17 protein-coding genes are annotated in these 24,275 nt (G+C 58.5%); 7 read left to right on the forward strand and 10 right to left on the reverse strand.

The features are described 5' to 3' along the window. Window positions 1-414 precede the first annotated feature (414 nt). Window positions 415-768, reverse strand: a complete 354-nt coding sequence (locus tag FPT12_RS02845; protein WP_145014552.1) for a BON domain-containing protein — start codon at window positions 766-768, stop codon at window positions 415-417. Window positions 769-1,490: 722 nt separating this feature from the next. Between FPT12_RS02845 and FPT12_RS02850 the strand changes: the two genes are divergently transcribed. Beyond that, on the forward strand, window positions 1,491-1,985 hold the full coding sequence (locus tag FPT12_RS02850; RefSeq protein ID WP_145014553.1) for a Spy/CpxP family protein refolding chaperone: 495 nt from the start codon (window positions 1,491-1,493) through the stop codon (window positions 1,983-1,985). A 151-nt stretch (window positions 1,986-2,136) separates the two neighbouring features. Beyond that, window positions 2,137-2,625, forward strand: a complete 489-nt coding sequence (locus tag FPT12_RS02855; RefSeq protein WP_145014554.1) for a GFA family protein — start codon at window positions 2,137-2,139, stop codon at window positions 2,623-2,625. Window positions 2,626-2,654: 29 nt separating this feature from the next. Here FPT12_RS02855 and FPT12_RS02860 read toward each other — a convergent pair whose 3' ends face one another. Beyond that, window positions 2,655-3,260, reverse strand: coding sequence for a tRNA-(ms[2]io[6]A)-hydroxylase (locus FPT12_RS02860; protein WP_145014555.1), 606 nt, complete (start codon window positions 3,258-3,260; stop codon window positions 2,655-2,657). 228 nt (window positions 3,261-3,488) lie between these two features. Between FPT12_RS02860 and FPT12_RS02865 the strand changes: the two genes are divergently transcribed. Next, the gene (locus tag FPT12_RS02865; RefSeq protein WP_145014556.1) at window positions 3,489-4,355 is read left to right on the forward strand and encodes a universal stress protein; all 867 of its coding nucleotides are present in this window, start codon (window positions 3,489-3,491) and stop codon (window positions 4,353-4,355) included. Window positions 4,356-4,583: 228 nt separating this feature from the next. Then, window positions 4,584-7,388, forward strand: a complete 2,805-nt coding sequence (locus FPT12_RS02870) for an RHS repeat domain-containing protein (protein WP_306108827.1) — start codon at window positions 4,584-4,586, stop codon at window positions 7,386-7,388. Between the two features lie 108 nt (window positions 7,389-7,496). Here the strand turns inward: FPT12_RS02870 and glgB are convergent, their stop codons facing one another. The 6 genes from glgB to FPT12_RS28195 all read right to left on the reverse strand — a co-directional run bounded on the left by glgB (window position 7,497) and on the right by FPT12_RS28195 (window position 17,346). Beyond that, window positions 7,497-9,731, reverse strand: a complete 2,235-nt coding sequence (glgB, locus tag FPT12_RS02875) for a 1,4-alpha-glucan branching protein GlgB (RefSeq protein ID WP_145014558.1) — start codon at window positions 9,729-9,731, stop codon at window positions 7,497-7,499. After that, the gene (gene treS / locus FPT12_RS02880; RefSeq protein ID WP_145014559.1) at window positions 9,728-13,069 is read right to left on the reverse strand and encodes a maltose alpha-D-glucosyltransferase; all 3,342 of its coding nucleotides are present in this window, start codon (window positions 13,067-13,069) and stop codon (window positions 9,728-9,730) included. Before treS ends, glgB begins: the two co-directional genes overlap by 4 nt. Window positions 13,070-13,225: 156 nt before the next feature. Next, window positions 13,226-15,223 carry an alpha-1,4-glucan--maltose-1-phosphate maltosyltransferase gene (locus FPT12_RS02890; protein ID WP_145014561.1) on the reverse strand — a complete coding sequence of 666 codons (1,998 nt, stop codon included), beginning with the start codon at window positions 15,221-15,223 and terminating at the stop codon, window positions 13,226-13,228. 464 nt (window positions 15,224-15,687) lie between these two features. Further along, window positions 15,688-15,960 (reverse strand): hypothetical protein, encoded by a 273-nt coding sequence (locus tag FPT12_RS02895; RefSeq protein WP_145014562.1) that lies wholly within the window; start codon window positions 15,958-15,960, stop codon window positions 15,688-15,690. Beyond that, window positions 15,957-16,844, reverse strand: a complete 888-nt coding sequence (locus FPT12_RS02900) for an S-type pyocin domain-containing protein (protein ID WP_306108828.1) — start codon at window positions 16,842-16,844, stop codon at window positions 15,957-15,959. Before FPT12_RS02900 ends, FPT12_RS02895 begins: the two co-directional genes overlap by 4 nt. Beyond that, window positions 16,825-17,346, reverse strand: a complete 522-nt coding sequence (locus FPT12_RS28195; RefSeq protein ID WP_306108829.1) for a hypothetical protein — start codon at window positions 17,344-17,346, stop codon at window positions 16,825-16,827. Before FPT12_RS28195 ends, FPT12_RS02900 begins: the two co-directional genes overlap by 20 nt. 473 nt (window positions 17,347-17,819) lie before the next feature. Here FPT12_RS28195 and FPT12_RS02905 point away from each other — a divergent pair, with 473 nt between their 5' ends. The 3 genes from FPT12_RS02905 (at window position 17,820) to mapR (ending at window position 21,201) form a co-directional block, all read left to right on the forward strand. Further along, window positions 17,820-18,053, forward strand: coding sequence for a DUF3203 family protein (locus tag FPT12_RS02905; RefSeq protein WP_145014564.1), 234 nt, complete (start codon window positions 17,820-17,822; stop codon window positions 18,051-18,053). A gap of 195 nt (window positions 18,054-18,248) precedes the next feature. Continuing rightward, window positions 18,249-19,661 carry a cytochrome c oxidase accessory protein CcoG gene (gene ccoG, locus FPT12_RS02910; protein WP_145014565.1) on the forward strand — a complete coding sequence of 471 codons (1,413 nt, stop codon included), beginning with the start codon at window positions 18,249-18,251 and terminating at the stop codon, window positions 19,659-19,661. 130 nt (window positions 19,662-19,791) lie between these two features. Continuing rightward, a complete protein-coding gene (gene mapR / locus FPT12_RS02915) occupies window positions 19,792-21,201 on the forward strand; it encodes a GntR family transcriptional regulator MpaR (RefSeq protein WP_145014566.1) in 1,410 nt (469 codons plus the stop codon). 122 nt (window positions 21,202-21,323) lie between these two features. Here mapR and FPT12_RS02920 read toward each other — a convergent pair whose 3' ends face one another. Together FPT12_RS02920 and FPT12_RS02925 are read right to left on the reverse strand one after the other, a co-directional pair. Beyond that, complete coding sequence (locus FPT12_RS02920; RefSeq protein ID WP_145014567.1) at window positions 21,324-22,070, reverse strand: SDR family oxidoreductase; 747 nt, start codon at window positions 22,068-22,070, stop codon at window positions 21,324-21,326. Window positions 22,071-22,158: 88 nt separating this feature from the next. Beyond that, window positions 22,159-24,240 (reverse strand): bifunctional diguanylate cyclase/phosphodiesterase, encoded by a 2,082-nt coding sequence (locus tag FPT12_RS02925; protein WP_145014568.1) that lies wholly within the window; start codon window positions 24,238-24,240, stop codon window positions 22,159-22,161. Between the last annotated feature and the right edge of the window lie 35 nt (window positions 24,241-24,275).

A 24,275-nucleotide genomic window follows, 5' to 3' on the forward strand; every position in this document is an offset into this window, starting at 1 on the left:
GTTTAGAGCGCACAACCTCCCCGCGGCCCGCCGATGGCGGTCGTGGTGGTGGTTGTCGTGGTGGTGACGAAAAGTGCGCTCATTGAATTCAACGTAACGTCCTCCTTATCGCTCGTCAACGGCAGATTGGTGTTTTATCTAACACACAGCGTGTGACTCAGATAACTGAAGTCATGGATTGATCTAAGGAAGGAGCATGACCGCGCCTGCTGGGCAATGGATTAATTTAGTAAGGGGATGAGCTAAGCAGCACATCCCTGAGCATGAAGCCCTGTAGTGTTGGCTCAGCCTCTGCTGCAACCAAATTCATCTGACGCAGGGCCGATCCAGTTGATTGAACGCGCCCGGTGCTAATACTCTGCGCCCCGCTCCCGTTACCCAACCGGGAGCGCGGCGCTCACACGGTTGCCAGCATCATTTGTCATCCATCTTTTTGTCCGACGATGGCGGCCGGTACTCGGTGCTTTCTTCAGCGTTGGGAGCTTCGGGGAGATGCCCCGGAGTGAACACATGCGTCAGCAAGTCTTTGGCATCGATTTCGTTGACACCACTCACCGAACGGGCGAGTTCTACCACCCGCTCGCATTCCTTATGGGTGTTGACGCGACCACTCAACGCCACCGTACCGGCATGGGTTTTGACATTGACGTGCATGCCGAGAGTCGGTTCTGCAAATGCCAGGGCCGATTTCACCCGGGTTGTAATCCACGCGTCGTGAACGGCCATTCCCAGATTATGAGAGTAATGCTGGAAGGAGTGAGTTTTCATAGCTGGACCCTCTCTCGTGTCATCGACAGATTAATTATAGTGCGGTCGTTGCGGTCCGAGCGCTGTCCCCCAGCCCATCTGCTTTAATCACTCTGTACCGGGCGCAAGGGTGCGCTACCGAACAGACCCGTGCCGGCAGCTAAGTCAACCTGACACAAGGCAGATCGCCGCTACATCAGGACGGTTGCGATCTCCCTGCTCATCCAGTGGACGGTGGGGTTCAGTGATTTCCTCATTTGGAGGCACGACTCATGACTCAGCATTCGCACATACCTTTATACCGACGACTGGCAGTAATGCTCGTCGCTTTCACGGTGGCAGCTGCCGCGCTACCGGCACAAGCGCAACACGACAATCAACGCGATGGCTACGGCCGGCAGGTTTACCATCGCGACTATCGTGGAGGCCATGACAACCGTCGTGACTATCGCGGCGGCGGTGGCGGTGGTTATCGCGGGGGTGGCGGCAACGATTTGGGGGCGATACTCGTTGGCGCAGTATTGGGAGCAGTGGTCGCGGGTGCGGTACAGGCGCCGCCCGCCGTGATTTACCGGGAACCCCCTCCGCCTCCGCCTCCGGGGGCCAGGTACTACTATCCCAACACGTACAATTCCAATGGCTATTAAGCTGCGCAGCCACCTGAACCCCGAGCGACCGCCGCTCACGCTGATTTATCCCATGCAACGGTCGTCAATCCGACAACTCAATCCGGATATAAAGACATGAACAACTTCGTACTGAAAGCGGCTATGCCAGCAGCGTTGATGCTGGCATTGCTCACCACTTCTGTCTCGGCGCAAACGACGGCTGCCAGCACTCCTGCCGCACAGTCACAGAAGGCTGCCGCTCACACCAAAAAGCACATGGACGTTGTAGAGAAGAGGATCAGCGAACTCCACGCCAAACTGAAAATCACCGACAAGCAGTCAGCACAATGGGAGGCCTATGCGCAAACCATACGCGACAACGCGCACAACGCTGATACAGCCTTTGTGGAGCGTGCGGAAAAGCTCTCATCGTTAAGTGCCGATGATGCGATGGCAACCTATGCCAAATTGGCCCAATTGCACGCAGACAATATGCAGAAGCTTGCAACGGCGTTTAGCGCTCTGTACGGCACCTTTTCCGATGTTCAGAAAAAAAATGCCGACAAGCTGTACCGCAATGAAGAGGAGAAGCGGGAGGACCGGCACGAGGCTGCGAAAAAATCTCAGTGATATGCCACGACCTTCAACCAGGCGAACCGGCTGCTACGGGCTCGGTTCGCACTGGAGCGCAGCGACCCGCAGAGGCTGATGCCAAGGGCTGAAGTATTGCTGAACTGCTAGGCTGTTCCAGGAAGTCCGCACGACCTGTTGGAGGTTTGCCATGCTGCTTGAAGGCTCCTGCCATTGCGGCGCGGTGTCGTTCAGTCTGAACAGTGCCCACCCCTACCCGTATCAACGTTGTTATTGCTCGATCTGCCGCAAGACTCAAGGCGCTGGTGGCTATGCGATCAACCTCGGCGGCGAGGCGAAAAGCCTGAAAGTCCGCGGCCGCAAACATATCTCGATCTATCACGCGCGCCTCAAGGATGACGGCGCCCGGCGAGCCCACTACAGCAGCGCCGAACGGCACTTCTGTTCGCTCTGCGGCAGTGGCCTGTGGTTGTTCAGCCCTGAATGGCCCGAGTTGATTCACCCCTTTGCTTCGGCCATCGACACCCCGCTGCCGGTGCCGCCGGAACACACGCACTTGATGCTCGGTTCAAAAGCCCCGTGGGTCGAAGTCGAGGTGCATCCCGACGATCAACAATTTGACGTCTATCCGCAAGAATCCATCGCAGAGTGGCACGAGCGGCTGGGCCTGAGCCGTTAACAGCTTTGATCGCTCCCACGCGTCGCCATTCAGAGCGCTGGGACACCACTGTGGAACCGGAACTCGATGTCCGGGGACTCGATCAGTTCCTGTTCGGCGGCGCGAACCTTGTCGATCACCTGTGCAATGTCCTTGGCGTCGCCGTACTGGTAGGCCAGCTTCAGATACCCCTGGAAATGCCGCGCTTCGCTTTTCAGCAGGCCGAAGTAGAACTTGCCCAGCTCTTCGTCGAGGTGCGGCACCAACGCTTCGAAACGCTCGCAGCTGCGCGCCTCGATAAACGCCCCGACCACCAGTGTGTCGACCAGTTTGACCGGCTCGTGGCTGCGCACCACTTTGCGCAAGCCCGAGGCGTAACGACCGGCGGACAGCTGACGCAATTCGATCTTGCGCTTTTTCATCAGGCGCATGACCTGCTCATGATGCACCAGCTCTTCCCGCGCCAGGCGTGACATCAAATTGATCAGGTCGACATGCGAATGGTATTTGGCAATCAGGCTCAGCGCGGTACTGGCAGCCTTGAACTCGCAGTTCTTGTGGTCGATCAGCAGGGTTTCCTGGTCGGCCAGAGCGGCCTGAACCCAGCCGTCGGGCGTGCGGCAGCCAAGGAATTCGTGAATTTCAGGAAGGATCATTGGCTGACTTCCGACAGTTCAACAGGACCATTGGGCAGGACGGCGACGATTTCAGGGTTCAGTAACATGAGGCTCACGGGCAATAAGTTCACAGCGAAGGGGGGCCGATTATACGTGCCTGTCGACAGACCACCAGTCGCGGCACTTGATATGCATCAAGACCCGAGTTCACGACCAGCAACTATAGTTGTGCAACGACGTGTTTTTCATTCATCGGAGAATCCGACCATGCAAGCCATCCGCAGCATCCTGGTGGTCATCGAACCCTTGCCCGAGGAGAGCCTGGCCCTCAAGCGCGCCAAGCTGATCGCCGGGGTGACTCAAGCGCATCTGCACCTGCTGATCTGCGATAAAGAGCATGATCACTCGGCGCTGTTGAGCGTGCTCAAGGCCAGCCTGCAGGAAGACGGCCATAGTGTCACCACCGAGCAGGCCTGGAACAAAAGCCTGCATGAAACCATCATCGATGTGCAGCAGGCCGAGGGTTGCGGGCTGGTGATCAAGCAACACTTCCCGGACAACCCGCTGAAGAAAGCCCTGCTGACCCCGGCGGACTGGAAATTGCTGCGCCAGTGCCCGAGCCCGGTGTTACTGGTGAAAACCTCGAAACCCTGGACCGGCGGGACGGTTCTGGCGGCCATTGACGTGGGCAACAGCGACCCCGAGCACCGCGTGCTGCATGCGAGCATCGTCGATCTTGGCTTCGACATCGCCCACCTGGCCAAGGCCCAGTTGCACGTCATCAGCGCCCATCCGTCGCCCATGCTCTCGGCGGCCGACCCGGTGTTCCAGCTCAAGGAAACCATCGAGGCCCGCTACCGCGAGCAGTGCAAAGCGTTCCAGGCCGAATTCGACATCGACGACGAACACTTGCATATCGAAGAAGGTCCGGCCGATGTGCTGATTCCCCACATTGCGCATAAATTGCAGGCGTCGGTGACCGTTATCGGCACCGTGGCGCGCACCGGGTTCTCGGGGGCCTTGATCGGAAATACTGCGGAAGTGGTGCTTGATTCGCTGGAAAGCGATGTGCTGGTGCTCAAGCCACAGGAAATCATGGATCACCTGGAAGAATTGGTGACCAGCGGCAAGTAAGCGCAACCGGTCGCGGCTCCTGCGCATCCAAGGAGCTGGGGGAGTTGGCCTCTATCAGCACCGACCTGTTAGTTCTTACAGTATCCAGAGTCGAGGAGGTTATGCATTGTGGCGAGGACACCACCTTGATCAAGGCCAGCACGGATGCCAACAATATCTTCGGTTTATGCAGATACCGCCACACCGAACATTATGGTGTCGGACCCACGTGGCCTAACGATCAGGACCGTGCAGTTCCATCGACGGCTCGCGACCGACCCGCTTGAAACGCGGGTCACCCACCAACGGTTCGATACCGCCGGCCGACCGGTTGCCAGCCGTGACCCGTATTTGTTTGCCTTGGCCCAAACCGACGCATCTGTCCCCGCCAACCTGTGCCAGATCTTCAGCCTGTCCGGCGTACCGTTGGCGACCCAGAGCGTGGATGCCGGCTGGCGGCTGGCGCTACCGGGTGAAGCCGGGCAAGCAGTCGAACGCTGGGATGGCCGTGGCAGCCACTCACGGACCGAATACGATGAACTGCTGCGCTCGGTGGCCGTGCAGGAGCGTGGAGCTGACGTTGCCGAACACACACTGGAGCGCTTTAGCTATGCCGGCGCCGATGCGGACGCCGCCGCCCACAATCGGTGTGGGCTGTTGATTCGCCATGACGACCCGGCCGGCACCCTGCACCTGCTCGACCTGAGCCTCAGTGGCGCACCGCTGCAACAGCGGCGACATTTTTTACTCAGCACAGACGCGCCCGACTGGCCGATCAACGTAGCCGAGCGGGACGCCTTGCTCGAAACCGTGAACGGTGCAACCACCTGGAACAGCTACGCCCCCAGCGCCGAACCGCTAAGTCAGACCGACGCACTCGGCAACCGTCAAGCCTTCGCCTACACCGTCGCCGGCCAACTGAAAAACACCCGGCTGACCCTGGCCGGTGACGGGCAGATCGAGAAGGTGCTGGTCAGTGCCATCCACTACAACCCCTTCGGTCAGGTCGAATCGGAGACCGCCGGTAACGGCGTGATCACCGCTCACCGCTACGACCCCGCCAACGGTCGGCTGACGAACCTCAGCGCTCACAAAGCCGATGGCACGCCGCTGCAAGACCTGAGCTACACCTACGACCCGGTCGGTAATGTGCTGAGCATCAAGGATGCCGCGCAACCGACTCGTTACTTCAACAACCAGCGCATCGAGCCGATCAAGACGTACCGCTACGACACGCTCTACCAACTGATCGAAGCCACGGGCTGGGAAGCCAACACTAGCCGAGGCGGCCCGGCCCTGCTGGACTTGCACCCCCTGCCACCCGACCCCAAGCAGATTGCCAACTACACCCAGACCTGCCACTACGACGCGGGCGGTAATCTGCTGGATCTGCTGCATGTCGGCGCCCATGCCCACGGCCGCACCTTGACCCGCGCGCGCTACAGCAACCGTTGCCTGCCCGATCGAAATGACCGACCACCGACCGAAGATGAACTGGCCGCCGCCTTCGATGCCAACGGCAACCTGTGCGAATTGCAAGCGGGGCAGCCTCTGAGTTGGGATCTGCGCAATCAGTTACAGCAAGTGCGTCCGGTGGTACGCGAAGACGCGGAGGACGACCGCGAGCGGTATATCTATGACAGCGGCGGCCAACGTGTGCGCAAGGTTCGTACCAGCCAGACCAACGCCCGCACGCTCACCAGCGAGGTGCGTTACCTGCCCAGTGTGGAGGTCCGCACCCACAGAGGCACCGGTGAAATCCTGCATGTCATCATCGCCAGCGCCGGGAGCAACAGTGTGCAAGTGCTGCATTGGGTAGCCAGGCAACCCGACGACCTCGCCAATGACCAGGTGCGTTACAGTCTTGGCGATCACTTGAAATCCAGCACTCTGGAACTGGACCAACAGGCCGGTCTGATCAGCCAGGAATGGTATTACCCGTTCGGTGGCACCGCGTGCTGGGCGGGTCGATCCGCGACTGAGGCCACGTACAAAACCGTGCGTTATTCCGGCAAGGAACGGGATGCAACGGGGCTTTATTACTATGGATTCCGCTATTACGCGCCGTGGTTGCAGCGGTGGATCAATCCGGATCCCGCGGGGCCAGTTGATGGGCTCAATTTTTATCGGATGGTGAGGAACAACCCGATTACGTTATTCGACCCAGATGGGCTGTCAGCTCACGGGGACTTGGCGCGAGAAATCATGGGTTCCAAGTCTTTTAACAAGGCTTACCGCAAAAACCCGGAGCGCGCACTTGAAGCCATGAAAGAAACAAGCCTGGAGAGGGGCAATGATCCTCACGTTGTCGACAAGGCAATAAAAAGGGTTCAGAAAGAAATGGCTGCCAGCGATGACGCTTTGGCGCAAGCAATGACTAAGCTAGCCGTTGCCGAGCATCAGAAGCTTATTCGCAAACCCTCGCAGGAATATATTTACATGAAAGAGTTCAAAGCTATTTATTCAACAACTTACGGCTCGGACGTGATCAATACTGCCATGAGAACCGGAGCACAAATATCCCTGAATGGAAAAAAGGTAGTGCGCGAGCTAATAGAGCGAGTTGGAGATCAAGAATTTTCGGGGGCGCACGGAAAAGAAAGAGTAAGATTCATCGAAATCATCGCAAACGGTTTAAATATCCATAACACCGAGCAAATAAGCTATCAGTTGTACAAGCAAGCTAACGAATCAACGCAAACCTATTTTCGAGGGCAAGAAATAACTGAGTCGGGGTTGGAAAATTTTTTGGCCGCCAAAAAAGATGGCTCCGTAATGCATTCAAAGAGCTTCCTTTCGGTAGCTAAAGAAAAAAATACTGCCGAAGAGTTCATGAGCGGAAAGACATCTGTTCTTTTTATCATAGAGGGATTTAGCGCCGCCAATGTGATTTCAACTTATTCCGCGACGACTGTAAGGGGCTATGTGTTCACTCCTCATGCAGATTTCACAGTGACCGCTGTCGGTACAAGAGAGAACAAAAAAGGTCAGTACGTCGTAAAGCTCAAAGAAGTACGAGGCCATACTGGCAGTCGAGCCGACATGCCTTATTAGAACATCCGAAAAGGCACTGGGTGTGGCAATGAACCGGCAGTACTTGGCTTATACAGCCTTACTGTTATTGGCTCGTCACACTCCAGTACCCTTATAGTTCCGTGCCCGTTATCCCTCCGGCCGCAACATCAACACCGCCAACGGCGGCAAATTCAGCACCAGCGACAAGGGCTGGCCGTGGCTGCCCTCCTCTTCAGTCATCACACCGCCACCATTGCCGTAGTTGGAGCCAGCGTAGATGCCCGCATCGCTGTTGATCACTTCATTCCAGCGCCCGCCAATGGGCACGCCAATCCGATAGGCCGGACGCGGCACCGGCGTGAAGTTCGCCACCACCAGCACCGGCCGCCCTTCCTTGCTCCAGCGCAGCCAGGCATAGACGCTGTTCATCGCGTCATCGCCGATCAGCCATTGGAAGCCCTGCGGCACATCGTCCTGTTCGTGCAGCGCCGGCTCTTCGCGGTAGAGCTGGTTGAGGTCAGTCACCAGTTTTTGCACGCCGAGGTGTTCCGGGTATTGCAGCAAGTACCAATCCAGCTGCTGATCGTGATTCCATTCGCGCCACTGGCCGAACTCACAGCCCATGAACAGCAGTTTTTTACCCGGATGAGCCCACATGAAACTCAGGTAAGCGCGCAAGTTGGCGAACTTCTGCCAGCGATCGCCGGGCATCTTGTCGATCAGCGAATGCTTGCCGTGTACCACTTCATCGTGGGAAATCGGCAGGATAAAGCGTTCGGACCAGGCGTAAACCAGGCCAAAGCTCAGTTCGTTGTGATGATGGGCGCGGTAGACCGGGTCCTGCTGAATGTAATGCAGTGAATCGTGCATCCAGCCCATGTTCCATTTGTAGTCGAAGCCCAACCCGCCATGCTGTGTGCCCTGGCTGACCCCCGGCCAGGCCGTGGACTCCTCGGCAATCACCAGCGCACCGGGCGCTTCGAGGTCGATCACATCGTTGAGATGACGGACAAAATCAATCGCTTCGAGGTTTTCCCTACCGCCATGACGATTGGGCACCCACTCGCCGGCCTTGCGTGAATAGTCGCGATACAGCATCGAGGCCACTGCATCGACCCGCAGCCCATCGACATGAAAATGTTTCAGCCAGTGCAATGCCGACGCCAGCATAAAGCCATGCACTTCGGTGCGCCCGAGGTTGTAAATCAGCGTGTCCCAGTCCTGATGAAAACCTTCCAGCGGGTTGCCGTACTCATAAAGCGCGGTGCCGTCGAACTGTGCCAGGCCATGGGTATCGGTGGGAAAATGCGCCGGCACCCAATCGAGGATCACCCCGATGTCGGCCAGGTGGCAGGCGTTGACGAACGCGGCAAAGTCACTGGGCGAGCCGTAACGGGCGCTCGGGGCGAATTGCGATAATGGCTGATAACCCCAGGAACCGCCGAACGGGTGCTCCATGATCGGCATCAGTTCGATATGGGTGAAACCGAGTTTCTGCACATAAGGGATCAGATGTTCGGCCAATTCGCCCCATGTGTATTGACGCGCCACTTCACCGACGTCATCCACTTCGCACTGCCAGGAACCGGCATGCAGCTCATAGATCGACAGCGGCGCGCTCGGCCGGTGGCGCTCGCCGCGCGTCTGCATCCAGTCCTGATCCTGCCAATCGATATGCAACGGTGAGGCGACTTTCGAGGCAGTGTCCGGCGGTAGTTGTGTCGCCAGTGCCATGGGGTCGGCCTTCAGCGGCAAAATCCCGTGGGCACCGAGAATTTCGTACTTGTACGCCTCCCCCGCCTGCAAGCGCGGAACAAACAGCTCCCAGACGCCGGACGGATGACGCAGCCGCATCGGATGCCGGCGACCATCCCAGACGTTGAAATCGCCGACCACCGAGACCCGCCGGGCATTCGGTGCCCACACGGCAAAACACACGCCGTCGACACCCTCGACATTCTTCAACTGCGCCCCCAGACACGCACTGAGATCCCGGTGATTGCCCTCGGCGAACAGATACAGATCTATCTCACCCAGCAACGGACCGAAGCTGTAAGGATCCTCTGCGGTTTGCTCACCACCGGCCCAACGGGTGCGCAACAGGTAAGCCTGTGCCCGATCGAAATGCCCGACGAACAACCCCGGCACTTCGGTCGGGTTCAAGCTGCCGAGTTCTTCGCCGGAGTCACGGGCAATCACCCGCACGCTCAAGGCGTCCGGCAGGTAAGCGCGAATGAACTGACCGCCGGCCCCATCTGCATGGGGTCCGAGTATCGCAAAGGGATCCTGATGCTCGGCACGCACCAGCGCCTCGATGTCTCGCGCCGCCGGCAGCAGCGCTTCTTTCACCGGTCCCTGCTCCCTCAATGATGGCTCCGTCATGACTGCTCTCCACTCACATAGGAAAAGGGTTTGAGTCCACTCAACAACCCGTATAAACCGTGCAATGGCACAGGCAACCAGGCGGGACGATTTTCGGCTTCATACCCCACTTCATAGGCCGCCTTCTCCAGGCAGAACAACGCCAATGCGGCGTCTTCGGCCGCGGGATCCTGCCAGGCATGAGCAAGACTAGCTGTTGCCTGCCGATACGCCTGAACAAACGCTACAGTGGACTCATGCAAGTAACGTTCCGTCACCCGTTGACGTGCCGCCAGCGTCTGCGCGGTGCCATCAACCCCTTGCCCGTCCAGGGCCATTGCCGCCGCGTAATCGAACGAACGCAGCACGCCGCTCACATCCTTGTACGGACTGTGTTTACCCCTTCGCTCATGCAACGGCCGCGCCGGTTCCCCCTCAAAATCGATCAGGTAGGCATCGCCCTTGATCACCAGCACCTGGCCCAGGTGCAAATCACCGTGGACACGCATCTGCAAACCGCCCAGCGCTTTTTCCGCCAGCGCCTGAATGTGCCTGAGGATGGCTTTCTTCTGCTCCTGCAAACGCACCACCAACACCTGGTCCCCCGGGCTCAGCCGGGGCTGATGCTGTGTGAGCAACTGCAAGGCATGCTCCAGCTGCGCACCAATCGCTTTCGCCAATGCCTGCTGATCCTTGTGCGTGCTGACCCGCGAACCGAACGCCGGGTTGTTACCCGGCGCCGCCAATAGCAGGTGCATTTCCCCAAGCCGCTGACCGAGCATGCCCGCGAAATCTTTCAATTCACCGAGCGCGTTGTAGTGCTGTTCCTGCTCGGACATGGCCTCGGCCAACTCATCGCGAATCGCCCGTTCAAGGTTGTTCTGGGTCCATTCCCAGGCGTCGCCCTGATTGCTCAGATAGCCTTGGGCGATCATCAACAGAGTGTCTTCACCTCGCCGATCACGGCGAATCACCGAGCCGAGCAGTGGTGAAATATGCTCGAACCCGGCGGCGGTCAGGTAAGCGCCCATCTCCAGTTCCGGGTGTACGCCGCTGGCGACCTTGCGGATCAGCTTGAGTACCAGGCTGCCGCCAATCACCGCGGAGCTGTTGGATTGCTCGGCCGACAAGTAGCGCACATCGCAGTCAGCCTGCAGATTGAGGTTCGCCAGCCCGGCAGTCGGTTCGAAACGAATTGCGCCGTCACTGGCGTCCAGCACCGTGTGTGCCTGCATCGCCTGGATCACCGCACGAATGAAGCTGTCGAGGCTGAACGCGTCCGTCACCAAGCCCACCTGCCGCCCGCGCCGAACTCGCGCCAACGCCAACTGCTGCGGCAATGCGGCGCCGACCTGGTCTTCGGCCAGAAACCCGAACGGCAGTTGGTAACGGCTGGTCTGACCGTCACTGACCACCTCGATTTCGCTGAACAGCACCGGATGCAGCGGATCACCAAAACGCACACCGTAAGCAATGTGCACCGTTTCGATACGGGAGTCCTTGCCGGCGAACCAACGTCGATTGTGCAACCAGCTCGGCAGCGCACTTTGCTCCAGAATGGTGCGCGATGGCGCCTCGAGCAGCTCTTCCATGCGCTTTTTTAGGACCAGGGTCGTGAAGTCCGGCAAGCTTTGCGCAGGTTCGACGTGCCAGCTCGGCATCTGGTTTTCCGCCGCCAGCACAAACCAGTAAAAGCCGTACGGCGCCAGGGTCAGCAGAAAGTTGAGCTGGCCAATCGGCGGAAATGCATTGCCGCCGAGCATTTCCACGGGAACCATGCCGGCGAAGGCTGAAAGGTCCAGCTCGGCCGCCTGGGCACTGCGCGAAACGTTGGCCACGCAAAGGATGATTTCGTGTTTACCGTCATCACCGGTGTATTCACGGGTATACGCAAGAATCCGCCGGTTGCTCGGCGAAAGCATCTTCAAGGTGCCCCGACCGAACGCCTTGGACTGCTTGCGGATCGCCAACATGCGCCGGGTCCAGTTCAGCAACGAATGCGGGTCGCCAGCCTGGGTTTCGACGTTCACCGACTGGTAACCGTAGAGTGGGTCCATGATCGGCGGCAGCACCAGACTTGCCGGGTCGGCGCGGGAAAACCCGCCATTACGGTCGATCGACCATTGCATCGGCGTGCGCACGCCATCGCGGTCGCCGAGATAGATATTGTCCCCCATGCCGATTTCGTCGCCGTAGTACAACGTCGGCGTCCCGGGCATCGACAGCAGCAGGCTGTTGAGCAGTTCGACGCGGCGCCGGTCACGCTCCATCAGCGGTGCCAGGCGTCGACGAATACCGAGGTTGATTCGCGCGCGACGGTCAGCCGCGTAGTAGTTCCACAGGTAATCACGCTCCTTGTCGGTGACCATCTCCAGGGTCAGCTCATCATGGTTGCGCAGGAAAATCGCCCATTGGCAGTTAGCCGGAATCTCCGGCGTCTGGCGCAGGATATCGGTGATCGGAAAACGGTCTTCCTGGGCCAGCGCCATGTACATGCGCGGCATCAGCGGAAAGTGGAAGGCCATGTGGCATTCGTCGCCGTCATCGCCATGAACATCACCGAAATACGTCTGAGTGTCTTCCGGCCACTGGTTGGCTTCGGCCAGCAGCATGCGGTCCGGGTAATGAGCATCGATCTCAGCGCGAATCCGCTTGAGCACGTCATGGGTTTCGGGCAGGTTCTCGTTGTTGGTGCCGTCGCGCTCGATCAGGTAGGGAATCGCATCCAGGCGCAGGCCGTCGATGCCCAGGTCCAACCAGTAGCGCATCACCGAGAGCACGGCTTTCATGACCTGCGGGTTATCGAAGTTCAGGTCCGGTTGGTGCGAATAGAAGCGGTGCCAGAAGTACTGGCCGGCCACCGGGTCCCAGGTCCAGTTGGACTTCTCGGTGTCGAGAAAAATGATCCGCGTGCCGTCGTACTTTTGATCGTCATCGGACCAGACATAAAAGTCCCGCGCCTTTGATCCTGGCTTGGCCTTGCGCGCCCGCTGAAACCAGGGATGTTGATCAGAGGTGTGGTTGATGACCAGCTCGGTGATCACCCGCAAACCACGATTGTGGGCCTCGGCTATAAAGCGCTTGGCGTCGGAGAGGGTTCCGTAATCGCGATGTACGCCACGGTATTCGGCAATGTCGTAGCCATCGTCGCGGCGTGGCGAGGGGTAAAACGGCAGCAACCAGAGGGTGTTGACGCCCAGATCGGCGATGTAATCCAGTTTGGCGATCAAACCGGGAAAGTCGCCAATTCCATCGTTGTTGGAGTCGAAATAAGACTTTACGTGGACCTGATAAATCACCGCATCCTTGTACCAGAGCGGGTCATTGCTGAAGGTGGCTGACCTGGGTTTCTTCGCCATTGGAAACTCCCATCGAGTTCGTGAACTCCTGTAGCAGATCGTTCCCACACTCTGCGTGGGAATGCATCCAGTGACGCTCTGCGTCACAGCTGACAGAGCGGACGCGGAGCGTCCAGGGCGGCATTCCCACGCAGAGCATGGGAACGATCATAAACTTCAAGTTGCAGTAATCCGCCATATCCCGAACGGCTGATTCCACGGCTCGATGCGCATCCATTGAGTCTTGCCGTGCCAGTCCCAGCGGTGGCCGTTCATCAGGTCTTCACCCTGGGTCACCGCGTCGTCGGGCAGGCCCATCTCCCACAGCGGCAGCTCAAAGTGCGCCTCCTGGGCGTTGAACGGGTCGAGGCTGACCGCCACCAGAATAAAATTGCTGCCATCGGCCGTGCGTTTACCGAAGTACAGAATGTTGTCGTTCCACACGTTGTAGACCTGCAAACCCAAATGGCTGTGCAAGGCCGGGTTTTGCCGGCGAATACGGTTGAGCTGGGCGATCTCGGCGATGATGTTGCCCGGTGCAGTGAAGTCCCGGACACGGATTTCATACTTCTCGGAGTCGAGGTATTCCTCCTTGCCCGGCACTGGCGCCGACTCGCACAGTTCAAACCCCGAATACATGCCCCACAGGCCCGAGCCCATGGTCGCCAGCGCAGCCCGGATCAGAAAGCCGGCACGGCCCGATTCGTGGAGAAAGCCCGGATTGATGTCAGGTGTGTTGACGAAAAAGTTGGGCCGGAAGCACTCGCGCCAGGGCGACTGGTTCAGCTCGGTGAGGTACGTCGCCAACTCGTGCTTGGTGTTACGCCAGGTGAAGTAGGTGTAGCTCTGGGAGTAACCGACCTTGCCCAAGCGCGCCATCATGGCCGGGGTGGTAAAGGCCTCGGCCAGGAAGATCACTTCGGGATACAACGCCCGCACATCCCCAATCAGCCACTGCCAGAACGGCAAGGGCTTGGTGTGCGGATTGTCGACCCGGAAAATCTTCACGCCCTCCTCGACCCAGCCGACCACGATGTCCCGCAGCTCCAGCCACAGGCTGGGAATCGCCTCGCTGGCGTAGAAGTCGACGTTGACGATGTCCTGATATTTCTTCGGCGGGTTTTCGGCGTATTTGATGGTGCCGTCCGGCCGCCAGTTGAACCAGCCCGGATGCTGCTTCAGCCACGGATGGTCCTGGGAGCATTGAATCGCGAAATCCAGCGCGATCTCCAGCCCGTGTGCGGCAGCGGCCTTGACCAGACGACGGAAGTCCTCGCGACTGCCCAACTGCGGGTGAATCGCCTCGTGCCCCCCTTCGATACCGCCGATGGCGTACGGGCTGCCGTGGTCATCGGGGCCGGCGGTCAGGGAATTGTTGGGACCTTTGCGATAACGGCGACCGATCGGGTGAATCGGCGGAAAGTACAGCACGTCAAAGCCCATGTCCTGGATCATCGCCAGACGTGAGTGGACATCGTCGAATGTACCGTGGCGCGCCGGATCATCGGTGATCGAGCGCGGAAACAACTCATACCAGCTGGCGAACTGCGCACGTTCGCGCTCGACGTCCAGCGGGTACTCCGGACTCAGGCTGAGGTAGGGACGCAGATCGGCCTCGGTCATCAACCGGGCACTGCGCGGGTGCAGAAACAGTGCGACTTGCTCGGTTTCAAGCAGCCCGGCCAGCTCCTGATGCAGCGCTGCAAGTTTCTCGCTCAACTGAGCGTCACTGCGCTCCGCCGCCTGCAGCACCTGGATACGCCCTTCCTGCAGCTCCAGGCTGACCGGCACGCCCGCTGTGTGTTTCTTTTCCAGTTCATGACAGAAACTGGCGAACTGATCGATCCAGGCCTCGATACAAAACCGATACCTCCCCGGCATTGCAACGCTGAACTGACCTTTCCAGGCGTTATTGCCCAGATCGGTCATGACTTCGCTCTGCCAGATCGAGTCGGCCTCGACACGCCAACGCACGCGCACCGCAAGCGTATCGTGACCGTCGGCAAAAACCTTGCTGCTCACCGTCACCGCCTGCCTTTCGATAGCCTTGGCTGCAAACTGGCCGCCATCGATCACAGGCTGGGTGCTCTCGATAATAATCCGCGGCAGCAACAAGGCCTGCGACAATGGCAGTTGCGGGTAGTACTGCAGCTCAGTCGGTTTTTCAGTCGTCATCGAGCCTCGCCCCTTACGCCCCATGGACGCTCCTGTGCTTGATCGTGTGCTGCTTGCATGACGCTACTTAGGTTCCGAGCGCCGCAACCTTCGAAAAGTTCAGCCGGATGTACGCAGGGCCCTTGAAGGAATCAAATCCGTCAGTCGGCAGTCCATCGGAGTAAGCCAAGCACAAAAGAGGCCACAGCGATGAATATCCTGATCCCGGCCGAAACGCCGGATCCGAACATCGACCAACCTGTCCTGCCACCGGGTGATCCCGATTCAGTGCCCGAAAAGGATCCCGTCCCACCGGCCACCTAACAACCCTTGGGCGACCGGCCAAAAGAAGTATGGGTGAAGTGCGCGCGTAAAGCGGGAAACCGGGCGCGAACGCCCGGTCAAGTGACGCTGGGCAATATTTATCCGTTGAAAACTGCCAACATCGGGGGTACGGTCGATTGGGCGTCATCCCCTCAGTACAGTCAATCAAAGGTGTATTTGCCTTCGAGCATGAACGCCGGCTCTCTCCAGTTGGGCCCCCTGACAATTCCGCCCCCACCATATTTGATAAAACCGGCGTCGCTCATATTTTTGACGAGGTTCAATAGCCCTATATTGTCTGTCACATGTGCCCAGTTAGCCCTGTTATAAAATCGATCAAGCTGAGGAAGGGAGATACCCAACTCATTTTTGGTGAAAAATAGAATGACCTCTTCAGGTTTTTCGTTGAGTACAATTGTCATTATGATGCTCATCGTTTTATTCCTCCTATTTGCCTGTACTCTTTTTCCCTTTGTTTTTCATCCGCCTCTATAGCATCAGGTGTATAGAGTGATTCAACAGCATCTTTTAACTTATAGTCTTCCAGAGTCGCGGCGTGAGTGTTGTTCCAAATGACCCCGTCGTCAGTCGGGTTTACACCGTCAGCCACCGCTAATGCTCTGAAGCGCTCTAGCTCTCTGAGTTCATGAGTATAAAACCGCTTGTCGACAGCCGAAATTGCCAATTCACCCCGCAGGATTTTTTCCAGGCGATTAATCATGATGTCGTTAGCGTCCGAAGGACTGAAGCGCCCCGTATGCAATTTCACCAGATCGATACCCGCTTGGGTTACGGTAGCACTGGTCCAATCCAGATCCAGGATTGGGCCTCCGGCTTTGGCGGGATTGAATGATCGACCACTGTACTTCCCTCTCGTAGTTGCCCCTTCATAGGGACTATTGAAAACAACGTAGATTGGTGGCAGGCCGGTCTCAGCCGGGAAACAGTAAATGCAATCCCTGAAGTCCGGCAATTCGACCGCGGGCAAGGTTTCAGGCTGCACGAGCAATGGCGTCAGTGTAACACCCGTGTAAATCGGTACTTCCGCAGGCTCGGCAGGCGACGTTGTCGAACTGCTTCCCAAGTGAATGATGGGAAAGCTGAGGACAATGGGCGGCGTGTCGTTTGACGTGAAACTGTAGCTGCTGGTCGTCGGATCGAACGCCAGAGCCCGCACTGGCACTTCTGCCGGAATGCTCCCTTCAGTCGGGGTTGCAACGAGTGTGTATTGGCTGAGGTCGCCATAGATCCGATAGGGAAGGTCAATGGTTCCTTCGGCAGCGGCGATTTCATTCAGGTTAGACGGCAGCTCCGGCATAAGTGTACTGCCAGGCAGGCTGAGTGCTGTTTGAGGATAACGTTCGCCATTGCCAAGAGCGGGTGAGTAGAACAACGCGCCTATACCGACAGCAGTAGCGCGGCTGAGAACTGCTCCCCCCAATCCTATTCGCCATGACTATTTTCAGAAGTTCAACGATAACTGCTTTCTTTTTTAAGGCGGCTTCCAGTGCATTGGGCTGATGGGCATCAATAGTTGAGGCCGTGTATTTTTCCAAGTAATTTTGAATATTTGTATCACTGCCCAGAAAGGCACTTTTTATCTGGCCTTGCGCTGAAACAGCTATTGCCACCAGCTTTTCGTATGCGTTCCGAGTGCTTTTGATGCGATCAATATGGTAAGGCGTTGTGACCGTCGGGACAGCCCCATCCCAAAATAGAATGCTGTCGAAGTCTGAAGGAAAAGCTGGCGTTTCTTTGGGTGGGGCAGACTGAGAGTCGGGCGTTATCAAAAGCGGAGGAAGCGTGATAGGTTCTTGCATGTGCGCTCCGTGCAACAATATGAAATCCACGTAATAGACAAGCACCCAAAGTCTTGTCGCAATAACTGGATTATTTCAATCTTAAAATATTAACCGGATTTGTCGCGCGCAGGGAGCGGTATCAGATTGAAATAGTTTTTTAGATTTCTTAGCAAACATCAGCTCAAACAATTTAATTCGGGGGGAGATTTCATGAAGCAATACTCCGCGAAAAATCTGGATAATGCGTTCGTCCAAGCAGCCGCGCAGTAAACCCTCAATCCTCCCGCCTCTCCAACAATCGAAAAAAACGGCTTGTCTGCTGCTGCGCTTCGTCCGTCGGCATGACGCTTCATAGGTTCCGAGCGCAGAGCCCTGCTAAAAGTTCAGATCGTTACACCTTAGTCACCGTCCATGACCACTAATCGGTTACACCGAACGATGAGCAAGACCTGTGCCCTAACCTTTAGATCCCGCAGAAAAGGGTGACCCTCATGACCGTGCGCATCGAAAACCAGGTCTGCTTCTTCATTACCGAGAACGGCGAAGAGATTCGCCTTGCTGCCGATGTGACCATCACTACCGACGCGGACAAAGCCATGTCGGCGGTGGACCTCGATGACCAGCGCGTCTACATCACCGAAGCAGAAGCCGACGCATTAACCGTAGCAGGTGCTACCGATGGTCGCCGGCACTTGATGGTCACCAACGGTGATTCGGTGATTTGACTGACGCAGATCAGAGATCGCCGCAGACGCCTGTGACAGACACTGCCGCCGCGCCTGCCGGGGTGCATCAAGTTGTCGCAGGGGCGGTTCACAGACTCATCTGATCCGCTTTTTAATCCAATACCTGAGTCTGTTATGCAAACAGTTCGGTGGTCATAGTTCATTGGCCTGATGGAGGCTGATGAGCGAAAGACCATGAGCAATAGAATCCCCGTCCGATTAGTAGAGACATTCGAGCCTTCGCGTCCAAAGATGAAGGCCAAATCCAGCGACAACCAGATTCACACCCGCAGCTTCACCGGTTTGTTCCGCACCTTGCGCCTGAGCGGTGCGGGGTTTCTGTTCCTCGCGTTTTTCGGCACTGTGTGGCTGAACTGGGGCGGCCGGCAGGCGGTGCTCTGGGACTTGTCGGAAAGCAAATTCCACATCTTCGGCGCGACCTTCTGGCCGCAGGATTTCATCCTGCTCTCGGCGCTGCTGATCATCTGCGCCTTCGGCCTGTTCGCGATCACCGTGTTCGCCGGGCGAGTGTGGTGTGGCTACACCTGCCCGCAGAGTTCCTTCACCTGGCTGTTCATGTGGTGCGAAAAGATCACCGAGGGCGAGCGCAATCAGCGGATCAAGCTGCAAGCCGCCCCCTGGGGACTTAACAAACTGCTGCGTCGCTCGGCCAAACACACGATGTGGCTGGCCATCAGTGTGCTGACAGGACTGACGTTTGTCGGCTACTTCACGCCGATTCGTCCGCTGGCCAATGAGCTGCTGACCCTGCAAATGGGCGGCGTCAGTCTGTTCTGGGTGCTGTTCTTCACCGGCGCGACTTACATCAACGCCGGCTGGCTGCGTGAAGCGGTGTGCATGCACATGTGTCCGTATGCACGGTTCCAGAGCGTGATGTTCGACAAAGACACCCTGACCATCTCCTACGACGCCGCCCGTGGCGAAAGCCGTGGCCCGCGCAAACGCGAGGTGAAGCCTGCCGACGTCGGTCTGGGCGATTGCATCGACTGTCACCTGTGCGTGCAGGTCTGCCCGACCGGCATCGACATTCGCGACGGCTTGCAGATGGAGTGCATTGGCTGCGCGGCGTGTATCGATGCCTGCGATTCGATCATGGACAAAATGGGCTATGCCCGTGGCCTGATCAGCTACACCTCCGAGCATGAGTTGCAAGGTGGCAAGACGCACCTGCTGCGGCCTCGGTTGATCGGCTACACCGTGGTGCTGGTGGTGATGATCGGTGCACTGACGCTGGCGCTGATGGAGCGGTCGATGGTGTCGCTGGACGTCAGCAAGGACCGTGGCCTGTTTCGCGAAAACAGCCAGGGCCAGATCGAAAACATCTACAGCCTCAAAGTCATCAACAAAACCCAGCAGCGGCAGGACTATCGTTTGTCCCTGGTGGACGGCGACGGCTTCCAGTTGCAGGGCAAGACCGAGTTGAGCCTGGCGCCGGGAGAAATTGTTGATGTGCCGGTATCTGTGGCCATGACCGCCGACAAGCCGAGCAGTAGCTCGCAGAAGATCAGCTTCAAGATCACTGACAGCGATGAGCCACAGATCAACAGCGTGGCCAAGAGCCGGTTTGTTGCGCCGATGAACCGTTGATCCCTTACACTGCGGTGCTGCCATTCGCGAGCAGGCTCGCTCCCACAAGAACTACGCGCTACCTGTGGGAGCGAGCCTGCTCGCGAAGAAGCCACCTGGATTTTTCTGAATGACATCAATCGGGCTTTCGATGAAACGCTACGAAAAATTCGCTGACGACATTGCTGAACTGATCCGCTCCGGGGTACTCGGCCCTGGCCAGCGCGTACCTTCGGTACGTTACGCCAGCCAGACTTACGGGGTCAGCCCGTCCACGGTGTTTCAGGCCTACTACCTGCTGGAGCGTCGCGGGCTGATCCGCGCCCGGCCGCGCTCCGGCTACTTCGTCAACACCCACGCGCCGAGCCCGTTCTCGGAGCCGGTGATCAGCAGCCAGGTCAACGAGTCCACCGAAGTCGACGTCAGTGAACTGGTGTTCTCGGTCCTTGATTCGATCAAGGATCCAACCACCATACCCTTCGGCTCAGCCTTCCCGAGCCCAACGCTGTTTCCACTGCAACGCCTGTCACGCTCGCTGGCCAGTGCCGCCCGGGAAATGGACCCACGCATGGTGGTGACCGACATGTCGCCGGGCAATCCGCAATTGCGTCGGCAAATCGCCCTGCGCTACATGGTCGGCGGGCTGATGCTGCCCATGGAAGAACTGCTGATCACCAACGGCGCACTGGAAGCACTGAACCTGTGCCTGCAAGCGGTGACCGAACCCGGCGACCTGGTGGCCATCGAAGCCCCGGCGTTCTATGCCAGCCTGCAGGTGCTTGAACGACTCAAACTCAAAGCGGTGGAAATCCCCGTGCACCCGCGCGACGGCATCGACCTCGGCGTGCTGGCGCAAACCCTTGAACGTCACCCGATCAAAGCCTGTTGGTGCATGACCAGTTTCCAGAACCCCATGGGCGCGACCATGCCCGAGGCCAAGAAACAGGAACTGGTCGAGCTGTTGCGCAGCCATCAAGTGCCGCTGATCGAAGACGATGTCTACGCCGAACTCTATTACGGCCAGCAAGCGCCAAAACCGGCCAAAGCTTTCGACACCGAAGGGCTGGTGATGCACTGCGGTTCCTTCGCCAAGAGCCTCGCTCCCGGTTATCGCATCGGTTGGGTCGCCGCCGGGCGCTACGCGCAGAAAATCGAACGCCTGAAGCTGATGACCTCGCTCTGCGCCTCGATGCCGGCCCAGGCGGCGATCGCCGATTACCTGCAACACGGCGGTTACGACCGACACCTGCGCAAACTGCGCTATGCCCTTGAAGAACAGCAAAGCGCCATGCTCGCAGCCATCGCCCGCTACTTCCCGGCCCAGACCCGCGTCAGCCAGCCGGCCGGCGGTTACTTCCTGTGGCTGGAATTGCCGGCACAGATGGATTCGTTGAAGTTGTTTCAGATGGCGCTGGCGCAAGGCATCAGCATTGCGCCGGGGCCGATCTTTTCACCGACCCAGCGATTCAGGAATTGTATTCGCTTGAACTACGGCAGCCCGTGGACCGAGGATGCTGAAAAAGCCATGGAGACGTTGGGGCGGATTGTGCGGTCATTCTGAGACTTGAGTCGCCCCGACCGTGGCTATCGCGAGCAGGCTCGCTCCCACAGGTGAAATGCATTCCCCTGTGGGAGCGAGCCTGCTCGCGATGAGGGTGGCACTGACAAAGCAAAACCTGAGGTTTAACGCCCGCCCGCCAGATCGATAAACGTTCCGGTCGCATAAGAAGCCTTGTCCGACAGCAGCCAGATAATCGCCTCGGCGACTTCATCCGGGCGTCCGCCGCGGGCCATGGGAATGCCCGATTCAAGCTTACTGACCCGATCCGGATCGCCACTCAGGGCGTGGAAGTCGGTGTAGATGTAGCCGGGACGTACGGCGTTGACGCGGATGCCTTCGCCTGCGACTTCCTTGGACAAGCCGATGGTGAACGTATCCAGCGCGCCCTTGGAAGCTGCGTAGTCGACGTATTCGCCAGGCGAGCCGAGGCGCGAGGCGACCGAGGAGACGTTGACGATACTGCCGCCCTGCCCGCCATGTTTGGGTGACATGCGCAGCAGTGCATGCTTGGCGCAGAGAATTGGTGCCAGGACGTTGGTTTTCATGATTTTCAGAATGCGAAATTCGGACATTTCGTCGACCCGCGACTTTTGCCCGACGGTGCCTGCGTTGTTCACCAGCGCGGTGACTCGACCCAACTCGGTGTCGACGCGGTGGAACAGGCTGATCACTTCGTCTTCGATGCTGACGTCAGCGCGCACCGCAATCGCCTGGGCGCCGAGCGCGCGGACTTGCTCGAGGACCTGTTGCGCGGCCTGCTCATCGGCCTGGTAGTTGATGCAGATTCGGTAGCCCTGCTCAGCCGCCAGGAGCGCCGTAGCGGCGCCGATACCGCGACCGCCACCGGTGATGACGATGACTCTGTCCATGCTGATTCTCCCATTCAAACCCGAAGCATTGCGCCGCAAGAATACCTGCCGGCGCCGGGTTTTGCATGGCCTGCGGTCAGTCTGGCGTTCAGCCCGTCACCAATTGCTCCGCCCGGTGGATGTCGACCATGAACCTGTCGGCCGGTAACGGGTGACCGAGCAGGTAGCCCTGCAAGGAATCACAGCCGAGCCGAGTCAGGAAGTCCTGTTGCACATCGGTTTCCACGCCTTCGGCGACGATGCGCAAACCCAGCGCCTGCCCAAGGGCGACGATGGCCGAGACGATCGCCGCGTCATCGCTGTCGCGCTCAAGGTCACGGACAAAACCACGGTCGATCTTCAGCTCATTGGCCGGCAGGCGCTTGAGGTACATCAAGCTCGAATATCCGGTACCGAAGTCATCAATCGACAGGTCGACGCCCATTTCCGACAGTTGCTGGAGCACCGTCATGCTCGCGTCGGCATCGCTCATGGCGGTGGTTTCGGTGATTTCCAGGGTCAGGCTGTTAGCCGGCAATCGGTGAGTGGCCAAGGCTTTGGCGACGCTTTGAACCAGCCCGACATGACAGAACTGCAACGCCGAGAGATTCACTGCAATGCGCCACTGGGTGTACCCCTGGCTGTGCCAGATACTCATTTGCCGACACGCTTCGTTGAGCACCCAGTCGCCGATCGGAATGATCAACCCGGTTTTCTCCGCCAGTTCAATGAACTTGTCCGGCAGCAGCATGCCCAGGGTCGGGTGTTCCCAGCGCAGCAAGGCTTCGGCACCGACCGGCCGACCATTGCTGGCATCAAACTTGGGTTGGTAGTGCAGACTGAATTGCCGTTGCTCGAGCGCATTACGCAAATCCTGAAGCATTTGCAGTTGCTTGCGGGCGTTGGTATTCATCGAGGCGTCGAAGAAGCTGTAGCCGTTCTTGCCCGCACCCTTGGCGTGATACATCGCCGCGTCGGCGTTCATCAGCAGTTCTTGCGGGGTTTGTCCGTTGCCAGGGTATACGGCAATGCCAACGCTGGCAGAGATCTGCAAGTCGTGTTCGGCGACCCGGAACGCGCGCGAGATCAACCCCACCTGACGCGCCGCCAGGCGCAAGGCACCGTCAGGATCCGCGAGCTGCACCAGCAACACGAATTCGTCACCGCCAATCCGCGCCAGCGTGTCCTGGCCGCGCAGGTCCTCGCGCAAACGTACGCCGACTTCGCGCAGCAACTGGTCGCCTATATGGTGACCAAAGGCATCGTTGACCGGCTTGAAACCGTCAAGATCGATGAACATCAACGCGAAACAACCGCCCTGCTCCTGCACCACATGCATGGCTTGATCGATGCGATCGGCCAACAGCACACGGTTCGGCAACCCGGTCAGGGGGTCGTGTAACGCCAGTTGGGTAAGTTCGCGGTTGGCCAGGGTCAGGGAGTTGGCCAACTCGGCGGTGCGTGCTTCCAGGCGTGCATCAAGGATCGACGTCAGCAGCGCGATGCTCAACACTGCCAGAGTGGTGATCAGCACCAGATTGTCCAGGCCCTTGCCACTCAAACCGTCGACTGCCGCGCCACAGTAGCTACCTTCGGCAAATCGCGCGGCCGCCATCCCCGTGTAGTGCATGCCGACAATCGCGACACCCATGATCACCGCGGCGCCGCCACGAACGACGCGCACATACGGGGTGTTCTGGCGTAAACGAAAGGCAATCCACAATGCCGCAGCCGAAGCGCCGACCGCGATCACCAGCGAAGCACCAAACAATGTCGGATCGTAATCGATACCCGGTTGCATGCGCATGGCGGCCATGCCGGTGTAATGCATGCCGCTGATGCCCGCGCCCATGATCAATGCGCCAAACGCCAGTTGCCAGCCCGGCATACGCGGCTGGCTGACCAGCCACAGCGCGAACCCGCAGGACAGAATGGCGATCACCAGCGACAACGCGGTGATACCGATATCGTAGCCGAGGATGATCGGCAACCTGAATGCCAGCATGCCAATGAAGTGCATTGACCAGACGCCGATACCCATCGCTAACGCGCCACCCGCCGTCCAACAGTGAACTGCGCGGCCTTTGGCGGTTGCGATGCGACCGGTCAGGTCCAGGGCGGTATAGGAGGCAAGAATCGCCACACAAAGGGAAATCAGAACCAGCGCGGGGGAATAGCTACCGATGAGCATCAGAACTTCTCGTGGCCGCCCCGCTGGAGTGCATC

This window comes from Pseudomonas sp. H3(2019) (assembly GCF_007713465.1).
In the GTDB taxonomy this organism is placed as follows: Bacteria; Pseudomonadota; Gammaproteobacteria; order Pseudomonadales; family Pseudomonadaceae; genus Aquipseudomonas.